Annotated in this window: 20 protein-coding genes; 14 read left to right on the forward strand and 6 right to left on the reverse strand. The window is 67.7% G+C overall.

Going from position 1 to position 21,899, the window contains the following annotated elements:
* Window positions 1–123 precede the first annotated feature (123 nt).
* Entirely contained in the window at window positions 124–1,230 is a 1,107-nt protein-coding gene (gene serC / locus ACZ5IQ_RS03390; RefSeq protein ID WP_060998956.1) for a phosphoserine transaminase, read from the reverse strand.
* A 206-nt stretch (window positions 1,231–1,436) separates the two neighbouring features.
* Between serC and ACZ5IQ_RS03395 the strand changes: the two genes are divergently transcribed.
* Window positions 1,437–2,453, forward strand: a complete 1,017-nt coding sequence (locus ACZ5IQ_RS03395; RefSeq protein WP_464480802.1) for an AurF N-oxygenase family protein — start codon at window positions 1,437–1,439, stop codon at window positions 2,451–2,453.
* Window positions 2,454–2,482: 29 nt separating this feature from the next.
* Entirely contained in the window at window positions 2,483–4,159 is a 1,677-nt protein-coding gene (locus ACZ5IQ_RS03400; protein ID WP_464480803.1) for an FAD-dependent oxidoreductase, read from the forward strand.
* Window positions 4,160–4,218: 59 nt separating this feature from the next.
* Here the strand turns inward: ACZ5IQ_RS03400 and ACZ5IQ_RS03405 are convergent, their stop codons facing one another.
* The 3 genes from ACZ5IQ_RS03405 to ACZ5IQ_RS03415 all read right to left on the reverse strand — a co-directional run bounded on the left by ACZ5IQ_RS03405 (window position 4,219) and on the right by ACZ5IQ_RS03415 (window position 6,589).
* The gene (locus ACZ5IQ_RS03405; RefSeq protein WP_020098902.1) at window positions 4,219–4,671 is read right to left on the reverse strand and encodes a VOC family protein; all 453 of its coding nucleotides are present in this window, start codon (window positions 4,669–4,671) and stop codon (window positions 4,219–4,221) included.
* A 99-nt stretch (window positions 4,672–4,770) separates the two neighbouring features.
* Window positions 4,771–5,913, reverse strand: a complete 1,143-nt coding sequence (locus tag ACZ5IQ_RS03410; RefSeq protein ID WP_464480804.1) for a citrate synthase 2 — start codon at window positions 5,911–5,913, stop codon at window positions 4,771–4,773.
* A 55-nt stretch (window positions 5,914–5,968) separates the two neighbouring features.
* Window positions 5,969–6,589 carry a maleylpyruvate isomerase N-terminal domain-containing protein gene (locus tag ACZ5IQ_RS03415; protein WP_464480805.1) on the reverse strand — a complete coding sequence of 207 codons (621 nt, stop codon included), beginning with the start codon at window positions 6,587–6,589 and terminating at the stop codon, window positions 5,969–5,971.
* 40 nt (window positions 6,590–6,629) lie between these two features.
* On the opposite strand from ACZ5IQ_RS03415, the gene pdxH reads away from it, so the two are divergent.
* The 7 genes from pdxH to arfA all read left to right on the forward strand — a co-directional run bounded on the left by pdxH (window position 6,630) and on the right by arfA (window position 13,606).
* Window positions 6,630–7,292, forward strand: coding sequence for a pyridoxamine 5'-phosphate oxidase (pdxH, locus tag ACZ5IQ_RS03420; RefSeq protein WP_464480806.1), 663 nt, complete (start codon window positions 6,630–6,632; stop codon window positions 7,290–7,292).
* Between the two features lie 28 nt (window positions 7,293–7,320).
* Window positions 7,321–8,592, forward strand: a complete 1,272-nt coding sequence (locus ACZ5IQ_RS03425; protein ID WP_464480807.1) for an MFS transporter — start codon at window positions 7,321–7,323, stop codon at window positions 8,590–8,592.
* A 118-nt stretch (window positions 8,593–8,710) separates the two neighbouring features.
* Complete coding sequence (locus tag ACZ5IQ_RS03430) at window positions 8,711–10,006, forward strand: citrate synthase (protein ID WP_020098907.1); 1,296 nt, start codon at window positions 8,711–8,713, stop codon at window positions 10,004–10,006.
* 205 nt (window positions 10,007–10,211) lie between these two features.
* Window positions 10,212–11,666, forward strand: a complete 1,455-nt coding sequence (locus ACZ5IQ_RS03435; RefSeq protein WP_133426549.1) for an MFS transporter — start codon at window positions 10,212–10,214, stop codon at window positions 11,664–11,666.
* On the forward strand, window positions 11,656–12,075 hold the full coding sequence (locus ACZ5IQ_RS03440) for a MarR family winged helix-turn-helix transcriptional regulator (protein ID WP_061005598.1): 420 nt from the start codon (window positions 11,656–11,658) through the stop codon (window positions 12,073–12,075). Before ACZ5IQ_RS03435 ends, ACZ5IQ_RS03440 begins: the two co-directional genes overlap by 11 nt.
* A 50-nt stretch (window positions 12,076–12,125) precedes the next feature.
* Window positions 12,126–12,491 (forward strand): FKBP-type peptidyl-prolyl cis-trans isomerase, encoded by a 366-nt coding sequence (locus tag ACZ5IQ_RS03445; RefSeq protein ID WP_064860349.1) that lies wholly within the window; start codon window positions 12,126–12,128, stop codon window positions 12,489–12,491.
* Window positions 12,492–12,610: 119 nt separating this feature from the next.
* Window positions 12,611–13,606: a channel-forming protein ArfA/OmpATb gene (gene arfA, locus ACZ5IQ_RS03450; protein WP_464480808.1), complete on the forward strand. Its 996-nt coding sequence runs from the start codon at window positions 12,611–12,613 to the stop codon at window positions 13,604–13,606.
* A gap of 193 nt (window positions 13,607–13,799) precedes the next feature.
* Here arfA and ACZ5IQ_RS03455 read toward each other — a convergent pair whose 3' ends face one another.
* Window positions 13,800–15,140: a sensor histidine kinase gene (locus tag ACZ5IQ_RS03455; RefSeq protein ID WP_061005594.1), complete on the reverse strand. Its 1,341-nt coding sequence runs from the start codon at window positions 15,138–15,140 to the stop codon at window positions 13,800–13,802.
* Window positions 15,141–15,143: 3 nt separating this feature from the next.
* Complete coding sequence (locus ACZ5IQ_RS03460) at window positions 15,144–15,854, reverse strand: response regulator transcription factor (protein WP_029104649.1); 711 nt, start codon at window positions 15,852–15,854, stop codon at window positions 15,144–15,146.
* A 73-nt stretch (window positions 15,855–15,927) separates the two neighbouring features.
* Here ACZ5IQ_RS03460 and ACZ5IQ_RS03465 point away from each other — a divergent pair, with 73 nt between their 5' ends.
* The 5 genes from ACZ5IQ_RS03465 (at window position 15,928) to ACZ5IQ_RS03485 (ending at window position 21,897) form a co-directional block, all read left to right on the forward strand.
* A complete protein-coding gene (locus ACZ5IQ_RS03465) occupies window positions 15,928–16,917 on the forward strand; it encodes a phospholipase D-like domain-containing protein (protein WP_464480809.1) in 990 nt (329 codons plus the stop codon).
* Window positions 16,910–17,485, forward strand: coding sequence for a chromate transporter (locus ACZ5IQ_RS03470; protein WP_464480810.1), 576 nt, complete (start codon window positions 16,910–16,912; stop codon window positions 17,483–17,485). Before ACZ5IQ_RS03465 ends, ACZ5IQ_RS03470 begins: the two co-directional genes overlap by 8 nt.
* A 31-nt stretch (window positions 17,486–17,516) precedes the next feature.
* Window positions 17,517–18,077 carry a chromate transporter gene (locus ACZ5IQ_RS03475; RefSeq protein WP_464480811.1) on the forward strand — a complete coding sequence of 187 codons (561 nt, stop codon included), beginning with the start codon at window positions 17,517–17,519 and terminating at the stop codon, window positions 18,075–18,077.
* A 66-nt stretch (window positions 18,078–18,143) separates the two neighbouring features.
* Window positions 18,144–20,051, forward strand: a complete 1,908-nt coding sequence (locus ACZ5IQ_RS03480) for an ABC transporter ATP-binding protein (protein ID WP_464480812.1) — start codon at window positions 18,144–18,146, stop codon at window positions 20,049–20,051.
* A 28-nt stretch (window positions 20,052–20,079) separates the two neighbouring features.
* The gene (locus ACZ5IQ_RS03485) at window positions 20,080–21,897 is read left to right on the forward strand and encodes an ABC transporter ATP-binding protein (protein WP_464480813.1); all 1,818 of its coding nucleotides are present in this window, start codon (window positions 20,080–20,082) and stop codon (window positions 21,895–21,897) included.
* The last annotated feature ends 2 nt before the right edge of the window (window positions 21,898–21,899 follow it).

Here is a 21,899-nt window from a genome sequence, read left to right on the forward strand (position 1 = left end):
GACGCGGCTTAACGGCTCACCCTAGCGCGTTATCGACTCGTAACCCTTCTGACACACCGAGGCGCGCAGCTCGTTGTGAGCTGCACGCCTCGGATCGTGTTCTTGATTGTGCGGAGAGGCGTGCTACAGCTTTTCCACGACCCAATCGACACAGGCCGTCAGCGCGCTGATGTCGTCGGGGTCGACGGCCGGGAACATGGCCACGCGCAGCTGGTTGCGGCCCAGCTTGCGGTACGGCTCGGTGTCGACGATGCCGTTGGTGCGCAACACCTTTGCGACGGCCGCGGCGTCCACGTCGTCGTTGAAGTCGATGGTGCCGACCACCTGGGACCGCAGCGCCGGATCGGCGACGAACGGCGTGGTGAACGGACGCGACTCGGCCCACGAGTACAGCCGCTGCGACGAGTCGGCGGTGCGCTTGACGGCCCAGTCCAGGCCGCCGTTGCCGTTGAGCCAGTCCAGCTGCTCGGCGAGCAGGATCAGGGTCGCGATCGCCGGGGTGTTGTAGGTCTGGTTCTTGAGGCTGTTCTCGACCGCGATGGGCAGCGACAGGAAGTCGGGCACCCAGCGGTCGGTGGCGGCGATCTGCTCGACGCGGGCCAGTGCGGCGGGGCTCATCACGGCGAGCCAGAGGCCGCCGTCGGAGGCGAAGTTCTTCTGCGGCGCGAAGTAGTAGGCGTCGGTGTCGGCGATGTTGACGGGCAGACCGCCGGCGGCCGAGGTGGCGTCGATCGCGACGAGCGCGTCACCGGCGGGACGCTGGATCGGCACCGCGACACCCGTCGAAGTCTCGTTGTGGGCCCAGGCCACGACGTCGACGTCGGGGTCCGACTGCACGGCGGGGGCGCTGCCGGCGTCGGCCTTGATGATGATGGGGTCGCCGACGAACGGGTTCTTGGCGACGCACGACGCGAACTTGCTGCTGAACTCGCCGTAGGTGAGGTGCAGTGAGCGCTTGTCGATGAGGCCGAACGCGGCGGCGTCCCAGAAAGCGGTCGAGCCGCCGTTGCCGAGGATGACCTCGTAGCCGTCCGGAGTGGAGAACAGTTGCTTGACGCCGTCGCGCACGCGGCCGACCAGATTCTTGACCGGGGCCTGGCGGTGCGAGGTGCCGAACAGGTCGCCGGCGGCGGCCAGCGCGGTCAGCTGCTCGGGGCGAACCTTGGACGGGCCGCAGCCGAAGCGTCCGTCGGCGGGCTTGATGTCGGCGGGGATGGTGAGCTCAGCCATGGGTGTCAGCGTAGTTGCAGGTCGACGGCCGGTGTCGTGGGGATCCGGCTGCTCGCCCGACGGTTCTGCACGTAGGTGTGATCACGGTCACAATAGGTGTGCAGATGTGTGACGGCGGCCACTAGTTTTTAGGTGGTACCTCCGGTACCGTTCGACACAAGACAGCCGAATGTAAAGCTGACAGAAAAGCCTTGGGAGGCTCGAAAATGGCTCGTACCCGGATGATCCGTCGTTGGCGCCGGAACATGGACGTGCTGGATGACGCTGTCTACGTGGAGAAGCTTGCCACGCTGTCCGAGGGGTCGGTGCGGCGCAACTTCAACCCGTATCAGGACATCGCCTGGGACTCTCCCGAGTTCGCGGTCGTGCCCAATGACGAGCGCTGGATCCTCCCCGACACCGATCCGCTCGGTGGCCACCCGTGGTACCAGGCGCAGTCGCAGGAACGCAAGATCGAGATCGGCATGTGGCGCCAGGCCAACGTCGCCAAGGTCGGCCTGCACTTCGAGAACATCCTGATCCGCGGCCTGATGGAGTACGCGTTCTGGGTTCCGAACGGTTCGCCCGAGTTCCGCTACTGCACCCACGAGGCCATCGAAGAGGGCAACCACACCCTGATGTTCCAGGAGATGGTCAACCACATGGGGGTTGACGTCCCGGGCATGCCCAAGCTGCTCAAGTGGATTCAGCCGCTGATCCCGCTGGCCGCCGGCCCGGCGCCCATCCCGTTCTTCTTCGGCGTGCTCGCCGGCGAGGAGCCCATCGACCACACCCAGAAGAACATCCTGCGTGAGGGCTCGGAACTGCACCCGATCATGGAGCGGGTCATGGCCATCCACGTGGCCGAGGAAGCCCGGCACATCTCGTTCGCCCACGAGTACCTGCACAAGCGCGTTCCGGGGCTGAGCCGCTGGAAGAAGTTCTGGCTGTCGCTGTTCGTGCCGCTGACCATGCGCATCCTGTGCTCGGCGATCATCGTGCCGCCGCGGGTCTTCTGGAAGACCTTCGACATCCCGCGCTCGGTGCGCGACGAACTGTTCTTCGACGCTCCCGAGTCGCGCATGTTCCTGCGCAACATGTTCTCCGACGTCCGCATGCTGGCGTACGACACCGGTCTGATGAACCCGCTGGCCAAGCTCATGTGGAAGATCTGCAAGATCGACGGCCCGCCGAGCCGGTACCGCAGCGAGCCGCAGCGTCAGCACGTCGTGGTCGCCGCCTGAGCATCTGAAAGATTCAGAGGACGCACGACATGCCTCATGTGATTACCCAGTCGTGCTGTAGCGATGGTTCATGCGTCTTCGCATGCCCGGTGAACTGTATTCACCCGTCCCCGGACGAGCCGGGTTTCGCTACCGCCGAAATGCTGTTCATCGATCCCGCCGCCTGCGTGGACTGTGGTGCCTGCATCACGGCCTGCCCGGTCGGCGCGATCAAGCCGGACACCAAGCTGACCGAAGCGCAGCTGCCGTTCATCGAGCTCAACGCGTCCTTCTACCCGAAGTACGAGGGCAAGCTGCCGCCGACGTCCAAGCTGGCGCCGGTGCCCGACGCCCCGGCGGTCGACCAACGGCCGCACGGTCCGCTGCGCGTCGCGATCGTCGGCTCCGGGCCGGCCGCCATGTATGCCGCTGACGAGTTGTTGACCCAGCGCGGGGTCCGGGTCAACATCTTCGAGAAGCTGCCGACGCCCTACGGGCTGGTGCGTGCCGGGGTCGCCCCCGACCACCAGAGCACCAAGGGCGTGACGCGGTTGTTCGACCAGATCACCAAGCGCCGCGGGCTCGACTTCTACCTCAACGTCGAGGTGGGTCGGGACGTCACGCACGCCGAGCTGCTGGAGCACCACCACGCCGTGCTGTACGCGGTCGGTGCGCCGAACGACAAGCGCCTCGACATCGAGGGCATGGAGCTGCCCGGAACCGGAACCGCCACCGAGGTGGTCGCCTGGTACAACGGGCACCCCGAGTTCTCGCATCTGCCGGTCGACCTGGGGCACGAGCGGGCGGTGATCATCGGAAACGGCAATGTCGCGTTCGACGTCGCCCGCATCCTGACCACCGATCCGGATGTGTTGGCGCGCACCGACATTTCCGACCATGCGCTGGCCGCACTGCGCGACTCGAAGGTGCGCGAGGTGGTCATCGTGGCCCGGCGTGGGCCCATCCACTCGGCGTTCACTCTGCCGGAGCTCATCGGCCTGACGTCGACGTGCGACGTGGTGCTCGACGCCGCGGACCACGAGCTGGTTCGTCGGGATCTGGAAGCCGAGACGGACGCACTGACGCGCCACAAGCTCGAGATCCTCACCAAGCTGCCCGACAGCTCGGCCCCGCCGACGCGGCCGCGGATCCGGCTGGCCTACGAGCTGACTCCGGCCCGCGTGCTCGGCTCGGACAAGGTCACCGGCATCGAGTTCACCGTCACCGGCACCGACGAGGTCCGTCAGCTCGACGCCGGCCTGGTGCTGACGTCAATCGGCTACCACGGCAAGGCAATTCGTGGTCTGCCGTTCGACGATGCCGCCGGCGTGGTCCCCAACGACGAGGGCCGCGTCATCGATCCGGCCACCGGTGAACCCGTCCGCGGCAGCTACGTCGCGGGCTGGATCAAGCGTGGTCCGACGGGCTTCATCGGCACCAACAAGTCGTGCGCGGCACACACCGTGGACCGGCTGGTCGCCGACTACAACGCCAGCCGGCTTCGTGAGCCGACCGCGAAAAGCGGTGCGCTGCAACAGCTCATCCGCGACCGCCGGCCCGACGTGGTCGACATGGCGGGGTGGCGGGCCATCGACGCGGCAGAGATCGCGCGCGGGGGCGCCGAACGGCCGCGGGACAAGTTCATCGACGTGTCCGACATGCTGGCCGCTGCCGCGAGCGCGCCCAAGCCGACGCTGCGTCAGCGACTCCTCAGCGCCTTCTCCTGAGTGGTTCGTGCACGATTTTCCGCGGTCACCGCGGAAAATCGTGCACAAATCACTGGTCGCTAGCCCTGCTGGGCCGCCATCGCCTCGGCGATCTCCTCCGGGCTGACCACGCGCACGGTCTGCGCCAGCGACCAGTGGTGCCCGAACGGGTCCTCCACCTGGCTGTAGCGGTCACCCCAGAACATGTCCTGCGGGGCCATCAGTTCGCGTGCGCCGGCGTCGATGGCGCGCTGGTAGGCGGCATCGACGTCGGGCACCTGCAAGTGGATGGTCACCGGCGTGCCGCCGAAGGCCGTCGGGGTCTGCGACTTGCCGCCACACATCTCCGGGAAGTCGTCGTTGAGGTAGACGTTGGAACCGTTGATGGTGAGTGCGGCGTGCATGAGTTTGCCGTCGGGCCCGGGCACCCGGCCGAGCTCGGTGGCGCCAAAAGCCTTGACGTAGAAGTCGATTGCAGCGGCGCCGTCGCCGACGACGAGGTGCGGGGCGAGGAAGGTCTGGGACTCGGTCATCGTGTTCTCCTCAGAGCGGTACTGCGTGGATTGGGGTCATTCGTTATGACCATCTCCAACGCTACTTCTCATCGGTGACAAGAAATCGAGCCCGAAGTGTCAGCTGTGCGCGATGCTGTCCCAGCCGGCCACCGAGTCCGCGCTGCGGGGCTGCGGGCCGACGTAGATGGCCGCCGGACGGACCAGCTTGCCGAGGCGCTTCTGCTCCAGGATGTGGGCGCACCAGCCCGCGGTGCGGCCGCAGGTGAACATGGCGGGCATCATCGCGCTGGGCACCTGGGCGAAGTCCAGGATCACCGCGGCCCAGAACTCGACATTGGTTTCGATGGCGCGGTCGGGACGACGCTCGCGCAGTTCGGCGAGGGCGGCCTGCTCCAGCGCGGCGGCGGCCTCGAAGCGCGGGGCGTCCAGGCGCTTGGCGGTGGCGCGCAGCACGCGGGCGCGTGGATCCTCGGCGCGGTACACGCGGTGGCCGAAGCCCATGAGCTTTTCCTTGCGGTCCAGGATGCCCTTGACGACGCCCCGGGCGTCGCCGGTGCGCTCGGTCTCCTCGATCATCGGCAGCACGCGGGCCGGGGCACCGCCGTGCAGCGGGCCGCTCATGGCGCCGATGGCGCCGGACAGTGACGCGGGCACGTCGGCCCCGGTGGACGCGATGACGCGCGCGGTGAAGGTGGACGCGTTCATGCCGTGCTCGGCGGCGCTGACCCAGTAGGCGTCGATGGCCTCGATGTGCCGCGGGTCCGGCTCCCCCTGCCAGCGGGTCATGAAACGTGCTGTCACAGTGGGGCATTCGTCGATGATGCGCTGCGGCACCGCGGGCTGATAGATGCCGCGGGCCGACTGCGCGACGAACGACAGGGCCGTCACCGACGTCTGGGCCAGCTGGTCGCGGGCGGTGTCGTCGTCGATGTCGAGCAGCGGCTGGAAACCCCACATCGGGGCCAGCGTGGGCAGCGCGGCCTGGACGTCGACACGGACGTCGCCCGAGTGCACGTGCAATGGGAAGGGCTCGGCGGCCGGCAGGCCCCGGCCGAACTCGCCGTCCACCAACAGCGCCCAGACGTCACCGAACGTGACGCGGTGGCGCACCAGATCCTCGATGTCGACGCCGCGGTAGCGCAGGGCGCCGCCGTCCTTGTCCGGTTCGGCGATCTCGGTCGTGAAGGCCACGACGCCTTCGAGGCCTGCGACGAAGTTCTCGGGGACCTGCGGCGTCGACACTGACGTTGCCTCTGTCATGCCGAAATTGTTCCACTAGCCGATGAGCCGGGGCCTACCGGCCGGTAACAAGCGGTCAGACGACGGAGAAACCGGCAGGTAGACCACCGCGTCCGGTGAGCGCCGGCAGCACCGCCGCGGCCTGACCGGTCAACGCCGCGATCTGTGCGGCCAGGACGGTGGCGTCGCGCAGCGCCTCGTCGGGCAGGGTGCTGTCGATTCCGGTGGCGCGCGCGATGTCGAGGCTGTGCACCGTGAGCTCGAACACGCGGGTCGGCAGGTAGTTGCTCAGTCGGATGCCGAGGCCGCCGATCACGGTGATCAGCGGGTCGCCCGCTCCGTCCAGGTCGGTCAGCACCTGGTGGAGCAGATCGGCGACCTTGGCGGCGGGGTCCGTCCCGAGATTGCGCCCGGCTTCCCGGCCGCGCTCGACGATGTCGGGGCTGCCGGCGGCGTAGCCGCGCATCAGCGCGTAGTAGTGCGCCGGTCCGGTCACGTCCTCCCGGTCGGCGGGCGTGCGCAGGTAGCTGCTGACGGTGATCAGTGACCGCGACGTGTGCCCCACCAACGCCCGCAGGTCCCAGTCTCCCAGACCGGGACCGTCCCATGCCGTGGTCGGGATCAGTGCCACGAGGTCCGTGAAAGCTGTTGCCGCCGAGGCGAATACTGCATGGTCCCGCGGTGCGTCCGACGCCATGTCTGCATTGTGTCACCGTATGGGCGTACCGTCGCCGATCATGGTGTCCGACCACAGTGATCATCTCGCCCGGATGCGGGTCGAATACGGCTCGACGGAGAAGGACGGCAGTGTCGACCTCGACGTCGACTGGCTGAGCCGGGGCTGGCTGGCGCTGTTCCGCGACTGGATGGCCGAGGCCGTGCAGGCCGGCGTCTCCGAACCCAACGCCATGGTGCTGGGCACCGTCGATGCGCAGGGCCATCCCGTCACGCGCTCGGTGCTGTGCAAATCGATCGAAGAGACGGGCGTCTCCTTCTACACCAACTACGACTCCGACAAGGGTGAGCAGCTGGCGGCGGTGCCCTACGCGTCGGCGACGTTCCCCTGGTACCTGCTGGGCCGTCAGATCCATATCCGCGGCGCGGTGACCAGGGTCGACGCCGAGCACACCGCCGAGTACTGGTCCAAGCGGCCGCGTGGTTCGCAGCTGGGGGCATGGGCGTCACACCAGTCAAAATCGATTGCCTCGCGGGCGGCGCTGCTGGAACAGTTGCGTGACGTGACCGAGCGATTCGCCGACGTGCCGGACGTGCCGGTGCCGCCGAACTGGGGCGGCTACCTCATCGCCCCGGAAGTGATCGAGTTCTGGCAGGGCCGAGAGAACCGGGTGCACAACAGGATTCGCATCACCGGCGACCGCATCGAACGGCTCCAGCCGTGAATTTCCCCGTCGCTTCGCTCGCCCGCCGATGAGAGGCCTCATCGCCGACACCACACCGCTGCGCAACCCCGACTACCGCCGCTTGTGGGGGTCCAGCGTCGTCACGGTGATCGGGGCCAACCTGACGATCTTCGCGGTGCCGGTGCAGCTGTACGCGCTGACGCAGAACTCGGCCTACGTCGGGCTGGCGGGTGTGTTCAGCGTGGTGCCGCTCATCGTGTTCGGCCTGTGGGGCGGCGCCTGGGCCGACGCGATGGATCGCCGGCGGCTGCTGATCATCGCGTCCTGCGGGCTGGCGGTCGCGTCGGTGCTGTTGTGGGTGCAGGCCGCGGCCGGGCTCAACAACGTCTGGCTGGTGCTGTGCCTGCTGTCGGTGCAGCAGGCGTTCTACGCGATCAACTCACCGACGCGCTCGGCTGCGATCCCGCGGATGCTGCCGGCCGAGCAACTGCCCGCCGCCAACTCGCTCAACATGACGGTGTTCCAGGCAGGCGCGATCATCGGCCCACTGCTCGCCGGTGTGCTGCTGCGGTGGGTCGACCTGTCGACGCTGTATTTCATCGACGCCCTCACCACGATCGCGCCGATCTGGGCCACGTTCCGGCTCACCCCGATGCCACCCGAGCACTCGCCCGACGACGACACCTCACGCTGGGGCTTCGCGGCCGTGCTGGACGGTTTTCGCTATCTGTCGGGCAACCGCGTCGTCCTGATGTCCTTTGTGGTCGACCTCATCGCGATGATCCTCGGCATGCCGCGCGCGCTGTTCCCGCAGATGGCCCACGAGAACTTCGGCGGACCGGTCGCGGGCGGGACGGCGATGGCGCTGCTGTCGGCGGCCATGGCGGTCGGCGCGGTGGCCGGCGGGGTGTTCTCGGGGTGGCTGCCCCGGGTCCGCAGGCAGGGGTTGGCGGTCGTGGTCTCGATCGTGGTGTGGGGCGTCGCGATGGCCGGTTTCGGGCTGGCGGTCGGCCACGCCACCGGCCGGCCCGACGGATTCCTCTGGATCGCGCTGGTGCTGTTGGCCGTCGGCGGTGCCGCGGACATGGTGTCGGCGGTGTTCCGCAGCACGATCCTGCAGGAAGCCGCGTCCGACGAGCTGCGTGGCCGTTTGCAGGGCGTGTTCACGGTGGTGGTCGCGGGCGGGCCGCGGATTGCTGACGCGGTGCACGGCGCGGCGGCCGCGGTCGTGGGGACGACGGTGGCCGCGGCCGGCGGCGGCGTCCTGGTGGTGGTCGGCGTCGTCGTCTCGGTTCTGGTGGTACCGGCGTTCGTGCGCTATCAGGTGGCTCGCAAATGATGCTTGACAGCGGGGTTATGGCGACCCGAGCAAGCACATAGTTCTCTTAACGACTACCGTCTAGTCCCGGACGTTTCACCTGCCGACACTGCAAGTCGACACCGCAAAAGGGGTTCAAGTGGCCGACACCTCCAGCTCTGACGACGTAGCCAACCTCCGGTATCCCGGGGGCGAGGTCGATCTCAAGATCGTGCGCGCCACCGAGGGATCGGACGGCATCGAGCTCGGCTCGCTGCTGGCCAAGACCGGCTACACCACGTACGACGGTGGTTTCGTCAATACCTCGGCCACCAAGAGCGCCATCACCTACATCGACGGTGACGCGGGCATCCTGCGCTACCGCGGGTACCCGATCGAGCAGCTCGCCGAGAAGTCGAACTTCATCGAGGTCAGCTACCTGCTGATCTACGGTGAGCTGCCGACGGCCGCCGAACTCGAGGCGTTCACCACCAAGATTCAGCGGCACACCCTGCTGCACGAGGACCTGAAGCGGTTCTTCGACGGCTTCCCGCGCAACGCGCACCCGATGCCGGTGCTGTCGTCGGCGGCCAACGCGTTGAGCGCCTACTACCAGGACTCGCTCGACCCGAAGGATCCCGAGCAGGTCGAGCTGTCGACCATCCGCCTGCTGGCCAAGCTGCCGACCATCGCGGCCTACGCCTACAAGAAGTCGGTCGGGCAGCCGTTCCTGTACCCGGACAACTCGCTGAACCTGGTCGAGAACTTCCTGCGCATGACGTTCGGCCTGCCGGCCGAGCCGTACCAGGTGGACCCGGAGCTGGTCCGCGCCCTGGACATGCTGTTCATCCTGCACGCCGACCACGAGCAGAACTGCTCGACGTCGACGGTGCGTCTGGTCGGCTCGTCGCAGGCCAACCTGTTCACCTCGATCTCCGGCGGCATCAACGCGCTGTGGGGCCCGCTGCACGGCGGCGCCAACCAGGCCGTGCTGGAGATGCTGGAGAAGATCCGCACCGAGCACAGCGACGTCCGCGACTTCGTCAAGAAGGTCAAGAACCGCGAAGACGGCGTGAAGCTCATGGGCTTCGGCCACCGGGTCTACAAGAACTACGACCCGCGTGCGCGCATCGTCAAGGAGCAGGCCGACAAGATCCTCGGCAAGCTCGGCGGCGACGACGAGCTGCTGGACATCGCGAAGTCGCTGGAGGAGATCGCCCTCACCGACGACTTCTTCGTCGAGCGCAAGCTGTACCCGAACGTCGACTACTACACCGGCGTGATCTACCGGGCCATGGGCTTCCCGACCCGCATGTTCACGGTGCTGTTCGCGCTCGGCCGCCTGCCGGGCTGGATCGCGCACTGGCGCGAGATGAGCGCCGACCCGAGCACCAAGATCGGCCGCCCGCGCCAGATCTACACCGGCTACACCGAGCGGGACTACCCCAACCACTGAGTTTCACCGAGACGGCCCCTTGCGCACTGTGCGCGAGGGGCTTTCTCTTTTCCCGCGAGTGGCCGTGTCTGTACGGCAACACGCCGCTTTTCACGTGCACTTCGGGGCCGCTCGCGGGCGCCGAGCGCGCGCGTTCTGCTCATGTCGCCAATGTCACTCCGGTACGACGTTGCGTCAAAGACAGTTGTAGTTTCACAATGGTTGTGTGAATACAACTATCGGCGCGCTCGACTCGCGGCGCAAGACGATCATCCTGATCTCCTGCTGCCTGAGTCTGCTGATCGTGTCGATGGACTCCACCATCGTGAACGTCGCCATCCCCTCGATCCGCCGCGACCTCGGCGCGAGCGCCGCCCAGATGCAGTGGGTCGTCGACGTCTACACGCTGGTACTGGCCTCGCTGCTGATGCTCTCGGGCGCCGCCGGTGACCGGTTCGGCCGTCGGCGGGTGTTCCAGATCGGCCTGACGATCTTCGCGTGCGGGTCCCTGCTGTGCAGCCTCGCGCCGACCGCCGACGCGTTGATCGCGGCCCGCCTGGTTCAGGGCATCGGCGGCTCGATGCTCAATCCTGTTGCCCTGTCGATCATTTCGCAGGTCTTCACCGACCGGGTGGAGCGGGCGCGGGCGCTCGGTTTCTGGGGTGCGGTCGTCGGTATCTCGATGGCGCTGGGCCCGACCGTCGGCGGCCTGCTGATCCACGCCGTCGGCTGGCGGTCCGTGTTCTGGATCAACCTGCCGATCTGTCTGGCCGCCATCGTGCTGACCGCGATCTTCGTCCCGGAGAGCAAGTCGGGCACGATGCGTGACGTCGACCCGGTCGGCCAGGGATTGGCGGTGCTGTTCCTTTTCGGCCTGGTCTTCACCCTCATCGAGGGGCCGGGCATGGGCTGGAGCCACCCGCGCACCGTGGCCATCGCGGTCATGGCGGCGGTCGCCCTCGTCGCGTTCCTGCGCTACGAGCGCCGGCGTCGCGACCCGTTCATCGATCTGCGCTTCTTCCGCAGCATCCCCTTCGCCGGCGCGACCGTCACAGCCGTGATGGCGCTGACCGGCTGGGGCGCGTTCCTGTTCATGATGTCGTTCTACCTGCAGAACGAGCGGCACTACTCGGCAATGCACACCGGCATCATCTATCTGCCCATCGCCATTGGTGCCCTTGTCTTTTCGCCATTGTCCGGACGCATCGTCGGGCGCTACGGCGCCCGGCCGTCACTGATGGCCGCCGGCATCTTGATGGCGTCCGCGGCACTGATGCTGACGACGCTGACTGCGACGACGCCGATGTGGCGGGTAGTCGTCATATTCGCGGTGTACGGCATAGGGTTCGCGATGATGAATGCGCCAGTGACCAACGCCGCCGTGAGCGGCATGCCGGTGGACCGTGCCGGCGCCGCGGCGGCTGTGACCTCCACCAGCCGCCAGGTCGGCGTGAGTATCGGTGTGGCACTGTGCGGTTCGATCGCCGGCTCGGCACTGGCCGGCAGCGGTGTCGACTTCGCCGCGCAGGCCCGGCCGCTGTGGTGGATGTGTGTCGGCGTGGGTGTGGCGGTCACCGTGCTCGGATTCGTCTCGACCTCGCCACGGGCGCTGCGCTCCGCGGAGCGGCTGGCGCCACTGATCGAGGGGCCACGCGAGCCGGAGCCGGCCGGTGTCCACTGATCCGCTGGCCGACGAGGTCTGGCAGACCATGGCCGCCGTCGTGGTCGAGAACCGCGACAGCTGGAAACGCGCGGTGGTCGAGCAGACGGGGTTGCCCTTCAGCCGTGCCCGGATTCTGCGCCGGCTCGATGCCAAGGCCATGACGGCCAAAGAGATCGCCGCCGCGACCGGCATGGACGCGCCGGCCACCACCGTCGCGATCAATGATCTGGAAGAGCGCGGATTGGTTGTGCGCCAACCGGATCCGGAGAACCGGCGTTGCAAACTGGTGTCCCTGACGGACGCCGGTGGCGCAGTGCTGCGCGGCATCGGCCAGCTCGACGACCCGGCCCCGCCCGTGTTTGCCACGTTGGACGCCGACGAGCTCGCCACGCTCCGTGACCTGTTGAGCCGGCTGCGCCGCCACTAGGGGTGCGGTTCCTGTCCGCCCGCGTCGGGTGCCCGACTACGGTGGTCCCCGTGGCTAACACCAAACCTGAGATCGAATTTCCGGACGGCCCGGCACCTGACTCGCTGGTGATCGAGGACGTCATCGTCGGCGACGGTGCCGAGGCAGTGCCGGGCGGCAACGTCACGGTCCACTACGTCGGCGTCGAGTACGACACCGGTGAGGAGTTCGACAGCTCCTGGAACCGCGGCGAGACCATCGAATTCCCCCTGCGCGGCCTGATCCAGGGCTGGCAGGACGGCATCCCCGGGATGCGTGTGGGCGGCCGGCGCAAGCTGACCATCCCGCCCACACAGGCCTACGGCCCCGCCGGTGGCGGGCATCGCCTGTCCGGCAAGACGCTGATCTTCGTCATCGACCTCGTCGGCGTCCGCTGACCTGATCGACTTTCTGTCGGGCTTAGAGCCCGGCGGTTGTGGCGTGTCATGGCGGCAACGTGCCGTCTTCACAGCTGTCGGGCTCTAGGCTCGAACGTGTTTCAGGGAGGGTTTTTGCAATGCCGGACACAGCTGACGTCATCGAGCCGTCCGGTAGCGGCCGTCGGCTGGGCATGCGCGGCAGGGTCGCTGTCGTGGCTGTCGCGGTGGCCGTCGTCGCCGCCGTCGGCTGGGTGGTGTTCGGCACCTCGGACGAGCATCGGGCTCCGAGTTCCATCGCCGCCTCGGCGGTACCGACGCAGGCGCAACCGGAGCTGACCTCCGCGCCGTTCGCGCTGACCCGCGACGGCAACACCGTCACCCTGACGGGCAGCCTGGCCAACACCCGGTCGAAGTCCGAACTGGCGGCTGCGGTCAAGGCGCAGTGGCTGAATGCCACCCTCAACGACAAGACGACCGTCGTCGACGGTGCAGGCACTCCGGACATGGCGGCCATCGGCAACGTGTTCTCGGCGGCCGATGCCATCGCTGATTTCGGGCTGGCCATCGACGGCGCCACCGTCACGCTGATGGGCACGGCGCCCAACCTCGACGTGGCCGGTGAGGTGCAGAGCGCCGCGGCCCTGTCGTTCCCGGGTGCGAAGCTGGCCAACAACATTCAGATCCCGGCGCCTGGTGGCCCCGTGGCGCCGCCCGCGCCGGAACCGTCGTCAGCTCCGGCTCCCGGACCCGCACCCGCTCCGGCCGGTGGCCCCTGCGCGAAGGTGCAGGCCGACGTCACCGAGCTGCTGCGGACCCCCATCAGTTTCGTCACCGGTGGCTCGCAGATGACGGGGGAGTCCCGCCGGCTGCTGGTCCAGATCGCCGACAAGATCAAGGGCTGCCCGAATGGTGCGGTCACCGTGACCGGCTACACCGACAACCAGGGCAGCGACGCCGTCAACCTCAAGCTGAGCGACACCCGGGCGAAAGCCGTTGCCGCCGCCCTGGTTTCGAACGGCGTGCTGGCGTCGAAGATGACGGCCCGCGGTGCCGGCGCCGCCAACCCGATCGCTGACAACAGCACCGAGGAAGGCCGGGCGAAGAACCGACGGGTCGAGATCACCGTCGGCTGAGCAGGTAGCGCGTCGGCAACTCTCCGAGCCGCCGCGAGCGTGCACACAGATCGGCAATTTTCGGAGAATTGCGATCTGACTGCACATTCGTGGTGAGGACGTCGGGCTATGCATCCGCGAGTGTGCAATGAGAGCCCGGGATCCGCGAATCTTGCCATCTGTGTGCACAGTCGCGGTGGAGGCGGCGCCGGGCTCAGCGATGTCCGGGCAGCCGCAGCAACAGCCGCGTCCCGCCAAGGGGGCTGGTCTCCAATGTCGCGGTGCCGCCGTGCAATTCGGCCTGCTGGGCCACCAGCGCGAGGCCCAGCCCGGAGCCCGAGTGTGATGCCGTGGAGCCCCGGTTGAATCGGCCGAAGACCTTCAGCCGCTCATCCTCGGGGACGCCGCACCCGTCGTCGTCGACGGCGATCTCGACCCCGGCGCGCGAACTGACCGCTGACAGCTGAACTTTCGACGCACCACCGTGCTTGACGGCGTTGGCAATCGCGTTGTCGACCGAAAGCCGCAGCCCGGCAGGCAGTCCCACGATGATGATGGTCGGCGCCGGTACCAGTGACACCTCCAGGTCCGGGTACACGCGCATGGCGTCGTGCGCGGCGCGATCCAGGAGTTCGGTGATGTCCACGGGCACATGGTCATCGACGGTGGACAGCTCACCCTGTGCCAGGCGCTCCAGTGCCCACAGTGTGGTCTCGATGCGCGACTGGGTGCGCACCACGTCGCTCAGCACTTCCTTGCGCTGCTCATCGGGGAGGTCGAGCGTGCTCAGGATTTCGACGTTGGTGCGCATCGCGGTCAGCGGCGTGCGCAGCTCGTGCGCCGATACCGCGGCGAAGTCACGCGCCGACGCCAGCGCGGCCTTCGTCCGGCCCTTCTCTTCCCACACGCGGTCCACCAGACCCTTGACCGCGTCGGCGATTTCGACGGCCTCGGTGGCACCGCGGACGTCGATGTGCGGGGCGTCGCCTTCGGGGTCGATATCGCGCGTCTGCTGCGCCAGCCGTTTGAGCGGACGTACCGCGAACGCGGCCAGCGCCCAGCCCGCGACGGCGGCCGCGCCAATGGCGAACGCGCACAACGCGATCACCCGGCGATGCAGGTTGTTGGTGTCGATGATGGTCGCGTCGTACGTGGCGCCGACCGCCACCAGCATCGGGTCCGGCATGTGGATCTGCACGGTGCGCACCCGGTAGCGGACGCCGTTGACGTCGGTGTCGGCGTAGCCGACGGGTAGCTCGGGCAGGACGACGTTCGAGTTCGAGCTGACCTGGCCGCTCCGGCGGGCGGTGATGACGACGTTCTCGTCGTGCGGTGGCCGCGGAATCTCGTCCAGTCCGCGCGGCAGGAACGGGATCGCGAAGCCGGCGGCCTCGTCGAGGCGGCGGTCCAGCCGCTCCTTGCGGTCGTTGGTGATGCCGATCCACACGATGGTGCCGACGATCCCGACCACGATGGCCGCGGCGATACCGGTGGCGAACGCGACGCGCGACTGCAGCGACGGGGTGCGACGGAAGACGCGCGCCAGGATGTTCACGGGCTACTGCTGCCTGAGTACGAACCCCACACCGCGGACCGTGTGCAACAGTCGCGGCGCACCGTTGGCCTCCAGCTTGCGGCGCAGGTAACCGATGAACACGTCGACGACGTTGGTGTCGGCGGCGAAGTCGTAGCCCCACACCAGCTCGAGCAGCTGGGCGCGGGACAGCACGGCCGTCTTGTGCTCGGCCAGCACGGCCAGCAGGTCGAACTCGCGCTTGGTGAGGTCGACGTCGGCGCCGTTGACGCGTGCCCGCCGGCCTGGGATGTCGACTTCGAGCGGCCCGACGGAGATGGTCTCCGACGAGAACGTCGCGGTCGCGCCCCGGCGGCGCAACAGCGCCTTGACGCGCGCCACCAGCTCGGCCAGCACGAACGGCTTGACCAGGTAGTCGTCGGCGCCGGCTTCCAGCCCCGCCACCCGGTCGTCGACCGAGCTGCGGGCCGAGAGCACACACACCGGCACGTCGTTGTCCATGGCGCGTAGCGCGGTGACGACGCTGACGCCGTCGAGCACCGGCATGTTGATGTCCAGAATGATGGCGTCCGGCCGGAATTCGGTGGCACTGCGCAGGGCTTCGGCGCCGTCGACGGCGGTCGACACCTCGAAGCCGGACAGCCGCAGGCCACGCTCCAATGAGGCCAGCACGTCCGGGTCGTCGTCGACTACGAGCAGGCGGGGGGAGGCGCTTCCGCTATCCATGTGCCTCATCTTGCCCGATGGCCCACTGTTATTGACGGAGGCACGTCTGGCAGCCACTATTCGGTGCTAGCATCCGGCGCTTATGGGGCCTGTGTCGCCGCGAGTCATCGTCCAACCCGATGATGGCGTGCAGCCGGTGCGGGATTTCCTCGCATCGGCGCAGAAGTCGTTGCTCATCAAGCAATTCACGTTCACCGAGCCGTCCCTCGTGGCGGCCGTGATCGAGCGGCATCAGGCGGGTGTCGCGGTGCGCGTCATGCTGAACCCGGCCCGCTCGGGCGGGGACCGCGCCAATGACGAGACGTTCGAACAATTCTCGGCTGCCGGTGTCAACGTCCAGTGGTCCAATCCGACGTTCTACGTGACGCACGAGAAGTCGATCGTGGTCGACGAGACGGCGGCGCTCGTGGCGACGTTCAACCTGTGCGAGAAGTACTTCACCCTTACCCGGGACTACGGCTTCATCACCACCGAGCCGGACCACGTCGCGCAGATCGTCGAGGTGTTCGACGCCGACTGGTCCCACACCGACTGGGAGCCGTCGCAGTATCACGGGCTGCTGTGGAGCAATTCGAATTCCCGCTACCACATGGCGAAATTCATCGACACCGCCGAACACCGGCTGCGCATCCAGCATCCCAAGTACGTCGACGCCGTCATCCTCGACCACATCGCGGCGGCGGTGGGCCGTGGCGTGAATGTCCATGTGCTGTGCGGTGGCAAGCACGGCATCAGCGACTGGGACATCCTCGACACCTTCGCCTCGCTGCGGACCCTGCGCCGGTTCGGCGCGAAGGTGCGCAAGCAGAAGAACCTGCGGGTGCACGCCAAGCTCGTCATCGTCGACGACCACGAAGCCCTCGTGGGCTCGATGAACATCGACCGCAGCGCCTTCGACCTGCGCCGCGAACTGGGCGTGATGGTCAAGGACCCCGACGCCGTCGCGCAGCTATCCGAGGTTTTCGACGCCGACTGGGAGACCTCGCACCACTACGAGCCGCCGGATCCGCTGGATTCGTCGCAGCATCACGAAGACGACTTCCCGCACGACCCCGAGCTGGTCCATGAGTGAGCAGATCGACTCGACGGCCCAACGGGTTTCGTTGTTCGAGTTGGTCCTGACGTTCAACCACATCGCCCTGGCGTCATTCGGCGGCGGGCTGTCGGCCTGGTCGCGTGAGGTACTGGTCGTCGAGAAGGGCTGGCTCGGGGACGCCGAGTTCCTCTCGGCCACAACGATGTGCCGCATCCTGCCCGGCGCCAACCAGGTGAACATGGCGGTGTTCGCCGGCACCAAGATGCGTGGCTTCCCCGGTGCCGCCGCCGCGGTATTCGGCCTGTGCGCCATGCCTCTTGTCATCGTGCTGGCACTGTCGTTCGCCTACTTCCGGTTCAAGGAAGTGCCCGCGGTCAAGGGTGTGTTGCACGGCGCGTCGGCGGCCGCGGTGGCCCTGACGCTGACGATGGTGCTCAAGACGGGCCAGAAGTGCCTGACGGGCGTCGTGCCGGTCCTGCTGTTCGCCGGCGCCTTCGTGCTGAACGGCGTGCTGCGGTTCCCACTGCTGGGGACGCTGGCGATCCTGGCTCCGCTCAGTCTGATCTGGGCGTGGCCGCGGGAGCGCGCAGCGGCAGCAACATGAGCGTCCGCGAGAAGCCGGAGGCGGATCGCGCATGAGCACAGCGGCGCTCTCGACGTACATCCAGCTCATCGGGCTGTTCGGCATGTTGTCGCTGCTCTCGATCGGCGGCGGCAACGTGGTGCTGCCGGAGATGCATATCAACGCCGTCAACGGCAGGCATTGGCTGACGAACAGCCAGTTTGCCGACCTGTTCTCGATCTCGCAGACCGCGCCGGGCCCGAGCATCCTCATCGTGTCGATGGTCGGCTACGGCGCCGGACTGAAAGAGGGCGGCATTCCCGGCGCGATCATCGGCGGCGTCGTCTCGATGGTCGCGATGGTGGTGCCGGCCGCGGGTTTCGTCTACGCCATCACGCTGATCTGGCAGAAGGCCGAACGCTCCAAACTCCGCCGCGCCGTCGAAAAAGGTTTCGCCCCGCTGACGGTGGGCCTGATCCTGGCGGCATCGCTGGTCATGAGCCGAGCCGCCGACCACGACTGGCGGGCCTACACCGTCACCGCGGTCTGCACGGTGATCTTCATGCTCACCAAGCTCAACCCGCTGATCGTGGTGGCCGCGGCAGGCCTCGTCGGGTACCTGGGTTTCATCTGACCAGCCGGGCGGGTCAACCCGCCCGCACGGGTTTTGTCAGTGGCACGTGCGAGCATTGAAGTTGCTGTGTCTGATGTAGCCCAGCCCCTGCATTCGGCTCCGGCGATAGCTCCGGTGCCGCGGCGTCGGCGTGCGTCGACCGATCTGCTGCGCCTGCTGCCGTACCTCGGCCCCTACCGCGGTCGCTGGGGCGCCATGCTGCTCACCGCGTTCGCCGGTCTGGGCGTGACGGTCGCGATTCCGCTGATGACCAAGGCCGTGATCGACGGTCCGGTGCGGCATCAGGATCAGCACGGCCTCTGGGTTCTCGGTTCGGCGGCGCTCGGGTTGGGCCTCCTCGAGGCGGTGCTGTGGTTCATCCGGCGCTGGCTCGGGGCGCGGGCGACCATGGGCGTCGAGGCCGACATCCGCAAAGAGCTCTACGCGCGGTTGCAGATCCTGCCCATGTCGTTCCACCGGCAGTGGCAGTCCGGGCAATTGCTGTCCCGTGTGATGAACGACCTTGGCACCATTCGCCAATTCCTCGGGTTCGGCCTGCTGTTCCTGGTGCTCAACTCGATTCAGATCGTCGTGGTCACGGCCATCCTGCTGGCCATGTACTGGCCGCTGGGTGTGGTGGTCCTGGCCTCTGTGGTGCCGGTGTCGGTGACGGTCTTCAGATTCGAGCGGCAGTTCAGCCGGCTGTCCCGGCTGGCGCAGGATCAATCCGGCCATGTCGCAACGCATGTCGAGGAGTCGGCGCTGGGCCTGCGGGTGATCAAGTCGTTCGGCCGGGAGGACTACGTCTACCAGCGGTTCGACGAGCGGGCCACGGCCCTGTACGACGCCGAGGTCGGCAAGGTGGCGGTATCGGCCCGGTTCTGGACACTGCTCGAGGTCATCCCGAATCTCACGCTCATCCTGGTGCTCGGATTCGGCGCGTACGCGGTCGGCCACGACCTGGTCACCATGGGCACGCTAGTCGCGTTCATCACCATGATGCTGTCGCTGGTGTGGCCCATCGCGTCGCTGGGTTTCCTGCTGTCGATGATGCAGGAGTCCATGACCGCGGCCGATCGCGTCGCCGAGATCTTCGACGCACCAGTGGATATCACCGACGGCCCGGCCACCAGCGTGCCCCGCGGCGGACACCTCGAACTGCGCGACGTCGGCTTCCGGTTCCCCGACGCCGCACCCGACGACTGGGCGCTGCGCCACGTGTCGGTGACGGTCGAACCCGGGCAGACATTGGCTCTGGTCGGCGCCACCGGCTCCGGGAAATCGGTTCTGGCCGCGTTGTTCTCACGGCTGTACGACGTCACCGAGGGTGCGATCCTGCTCGACGGCCGGGACATCCGCGAGCTGTCGCTGCCCGCCCTGCGGACGGCCGTGGCCACCGCGTTCGAAGACCCGACGCTGTTCTCGATGTCCGTCGCCGAGAACCTCGCCCTCGGCCGCGGCGCCGACAATCCCGCCACCGACGACGAGATTCGCGCAGCCATCGACATCGCCGCCGCCCAGTTCGTCTACGACCTGCCGTTCGGGCTGGACACGCGTATCGGCGAGCAGGGGATGAGCCTGTCCGGCGTTCAGCGGCAACGCCTTTCGCTGGCCCGCGCGATCCTCGCCGCGCCGTCGCTGCTGGTGCTCGATGACACCCTGTCGGCCTTGGACATGCACACCGAAGCGGAGGTCACCGTCGCGCTCCGGCGGGTGCTGACGTCGGTGACGGGCATCGTGGTGGCGCACCGGGCGTCGACTGTCCTGCTGGCCGATCGGGTGGCACTGCTGCAGGACGGCACCATCACGCGCATCGGCACACACGCCGAGTTGCTGGCGGAAGCACCCGAATACCGCTATCTGTTGTCGGCCGACGACGAGCTCGACGACGGCTGCGAGCGCAGTTGCGATTGGGAGCAGGACGCCGAGCGCGAACGGCTCGAGCAGCTGTATCTCGAGCAGGCCGACGAGTCCGAAGAGGTGCGCCGCCGATGAGCGCTCGCGCGAAGAGCAGAGGGCGCCGATGACCACCGAGAGCTGGCGCGGCCAGACGGTGGACAAGGTCGAGGACCTGCCCATCGACGAGAGCGTCTCGCGTCGCTGTGAAGCGCGGGCGCTGTTGGGTTCATTGTTGAAGCCGTACCGGTTCGCGGTTCTGCTGCTGGGCCTGGTCGTGGTGGTGGAAAACGTTGCGCGGCTGTCCGTTCCGCTGCTCGTGCAGCGCGGCATCGACCACGGTATCCCACCGATCGTGCAGGGCGGGCCGGCCCGCGAACTGTTGCAGATCGTCGCGGCCCTGTGCGGTGTCGTGGTGCTGCAGGCCACCTTCCGGTTGTTCTTCCTGAACCGCTCGGGCCGGATCGGGCAGAAGGTGCTGCTCGAACTGCGCCGCCGGGTGTATCGACAGTTCCAGCGGCTCGACGTCGCCTTCCACGACCGCTACACGTCGGGCCGCGTGGTGAGCCGGTCCACCAACGACATCGAAGCCATCCAGACCATGCTGTCGACGGGTTTCGACAGCCTCATCACCGCAATCCTGACCCTGGGCGGCACCGCGGTATTGCTCGTCACGCTGGACGTGCGACTCGGGTTGATGTGTCTGGGCGCGTTCCCGCTGCTGGTGTTGCTGGTCGCCTGGTTCCGGCGCGAGTCGTCCAGGACGTACCGCATCGTTCGGGAACGCGCGGCCCTGGTCATCGTGCAGTTCGTCGAAACCATGACGGGCATCAAGGCCGTGCAGGCCTACCGGCGTGAGCCGCGTAACCAGGAGATCTTCGACGACGTCGTCGACGACTACCGCGTCATCAACGAGCGCACCATGACCCTGCTCGCGGTGTTCATGCCCGGCGTCAAACTCGTCGGCAACGTCACCACCGCGGTGGTGCTGCTGTACGGCGGCTACCTGGTGCTGCACGGGCAGATGACGATCGGCACGCTGACGGCCTTCCTGCTGTACCTGCGCATGTTCTTCGAACCGATGCAGGAGATTTCGCAGTTCTTCAACAGCTTCCAGTCCGCGGCGTCGGCGCTGGAGAAGCTGGCCGGGGTGCTCGGTCAGCGGCCGGCCATCATGGACCCCGCCGACCCCGTCGCGCTGACGACGGTCAAGGGGGACATCGCTTTTCGGGGCGTCAGCTTCGGCTACACCCCGGACCGTCCGGTGCTGCCCGAACTGAATCTGACGGTGCCCGCGGGGCAGACCGTCGCCCTCGTTGGTGCCACCGGCGCGGGCAAGACGACCATCGCCAAGCTCATCGCGCGCTTCTATGACCCGGTCACCGGCACGGTCACCCTCGACGGCATCGACCTGCGGTCCATCGCCCAAACCGAGCTGCGCCAGCACGTCGTGATGGTGACGCAGGAGAACTTCATGTTCGCGGGCACCGTCGCCGACAACATCCGGTTCGGGCGGCCCGACGCCACCGACGCCGAGGTCCGCGCGGCCGCGGAAGCCGTTGGCGCGGACCGGTTCATCGACAACCTGCCGGACGGCTACGACACCGACGTCGCGAACCGGGGCGGACGGTTGTCGGCGGGGCAACGCCAGTTGGTCGCGTTCGCCCGCGCCTTCCTGGCCGATCCCAAAGTGCTGATCCTGGACGAGGCGACGTCGTCGCTGGACATCCCGACCGAGCGGCTGGTCCAGCGCGCGCTGGCCACCGTGCTGGCCGGGCGGACCGCGCTCGTGATCGCGCACCGACTCTCCACGGTGCAGTCCGCGGACCGGGTCCTGGTGCTCGACGGCGGGCGCATCGTCGAGGACGGCGCGCCCGACGATCTGGTCGCGCAGAACGGTCGGTATGCGGCGCTGCACCGCGCCTGGGTCGACTCGTTGGCCTGACC

Source organism: Mycobacterium toneyamaense, from assembly GCF_055384815.1.

Excerpts from the sequence above, each read along its gene's own strand:
- serC (WP_060998956.1), bottom strand. The coding sequence starts at position 1,230 with ATGGCTGAGCTCACCATCCCCGCCGACATCAAGCCCGCCGACGGACGC.
- ACZ5IQ_RS03395 (WP_464480802.1), top strand. The coding sequence starts at position 1,437 with ATGGCTCGTACCCGGATGATCCGTCGTTGGCGCCGGAACATGGACGTG.
- ACZ5IQ_RS03400 (WP_464480803.1), top strand. The coding sequence starts at position 2,483 with ATGCCTCATGTGATTACCCAGTCGTGCTGTAGCGATGGTTCATGCGTC.
- ACZ5IQ_RS03405 (WP_020098902.1), bottom strand. The coding sequence starts at position 4,671 with ATGACCGAGTCCCAGACCTTCCTCGCCCCGCACCTCGTCGTCGGCGAC.
- ACZ5IQ_RS03410 (WP_464480804.1), bottom strand. The coding sequence starts at position 5,913 with ATGACAGAGGCAACGTCAGTGTCGACGCCGCAGGTCCCCGAGAACTTC.
- ACZ5IQ_RS03415 (WP_464480805.1), bottom strand. The coding sequence starts at position 6,589 with ATGGCGTCGGACGCACCGCGGGACCATGCAGTATTCGCCTCGGCGGCA.
- pdxH (WP_464480806.1), top strand. The coding sequence starts at position 6,630 with ATGGTGTCCGACCACAGTGATCATCTCGCCCGGATGCGGGTCGAATAC.
- ACZ5IQ_RS03425 (WP_464480807.1), top strand. The coding sequence starts at position 7,321 with ATGAGAGGCCTCATCGCCGACACCACACCGCTGCGCAACCCCGACTAC.
- arfA (WP_464480808.1), top strand. The coding sequence starts at position 12,611 with ATGCCGGACACAGCTGACGTCATCGAGCCGTCCGGTAGCGGCCGTCGG.
- ACZ5IQ_RS03460 (WP_029104649.1), bottom strand. The coding sequence starts at position 15,854 with ATGAGGCACATGGATAGCGGAAGCGCCTCCCCCCGCCTGCTCGTAGTC.
- ACZ5IQ_RS03465 (WP_464480809.1), top strand. The coding sequence starts at position 15,928 with ATGGGGCCTGTGTCGCCGCGAGTCATCGTCCAACCCGATGATGGCGTG.
- ACZ5IQ_RS03470 (WP_464480810.1), top strand. The coding sequence starts at position 16,910 with ATGAGTGAGCAGATCGACTCGACGGCCCAACGGGTTTCGTTGTTCGAG.
- ACZ5IQ_RS03475 (WP_464480811.1), top strand. The coding sequence starts at position 17,517 with ATGAGCACAGCGGCGCTCTCGACGTACATCCAGCTCATCGGGCTGTTC.
- ACZ5IQ_RS03485 (WP_464480813.1), top strand. The coding sequence starts at position 20,080 with ATGACCACCGAGAGCTGGCGCGGCCAGACGGTGGACAAGGTCGAGGAC.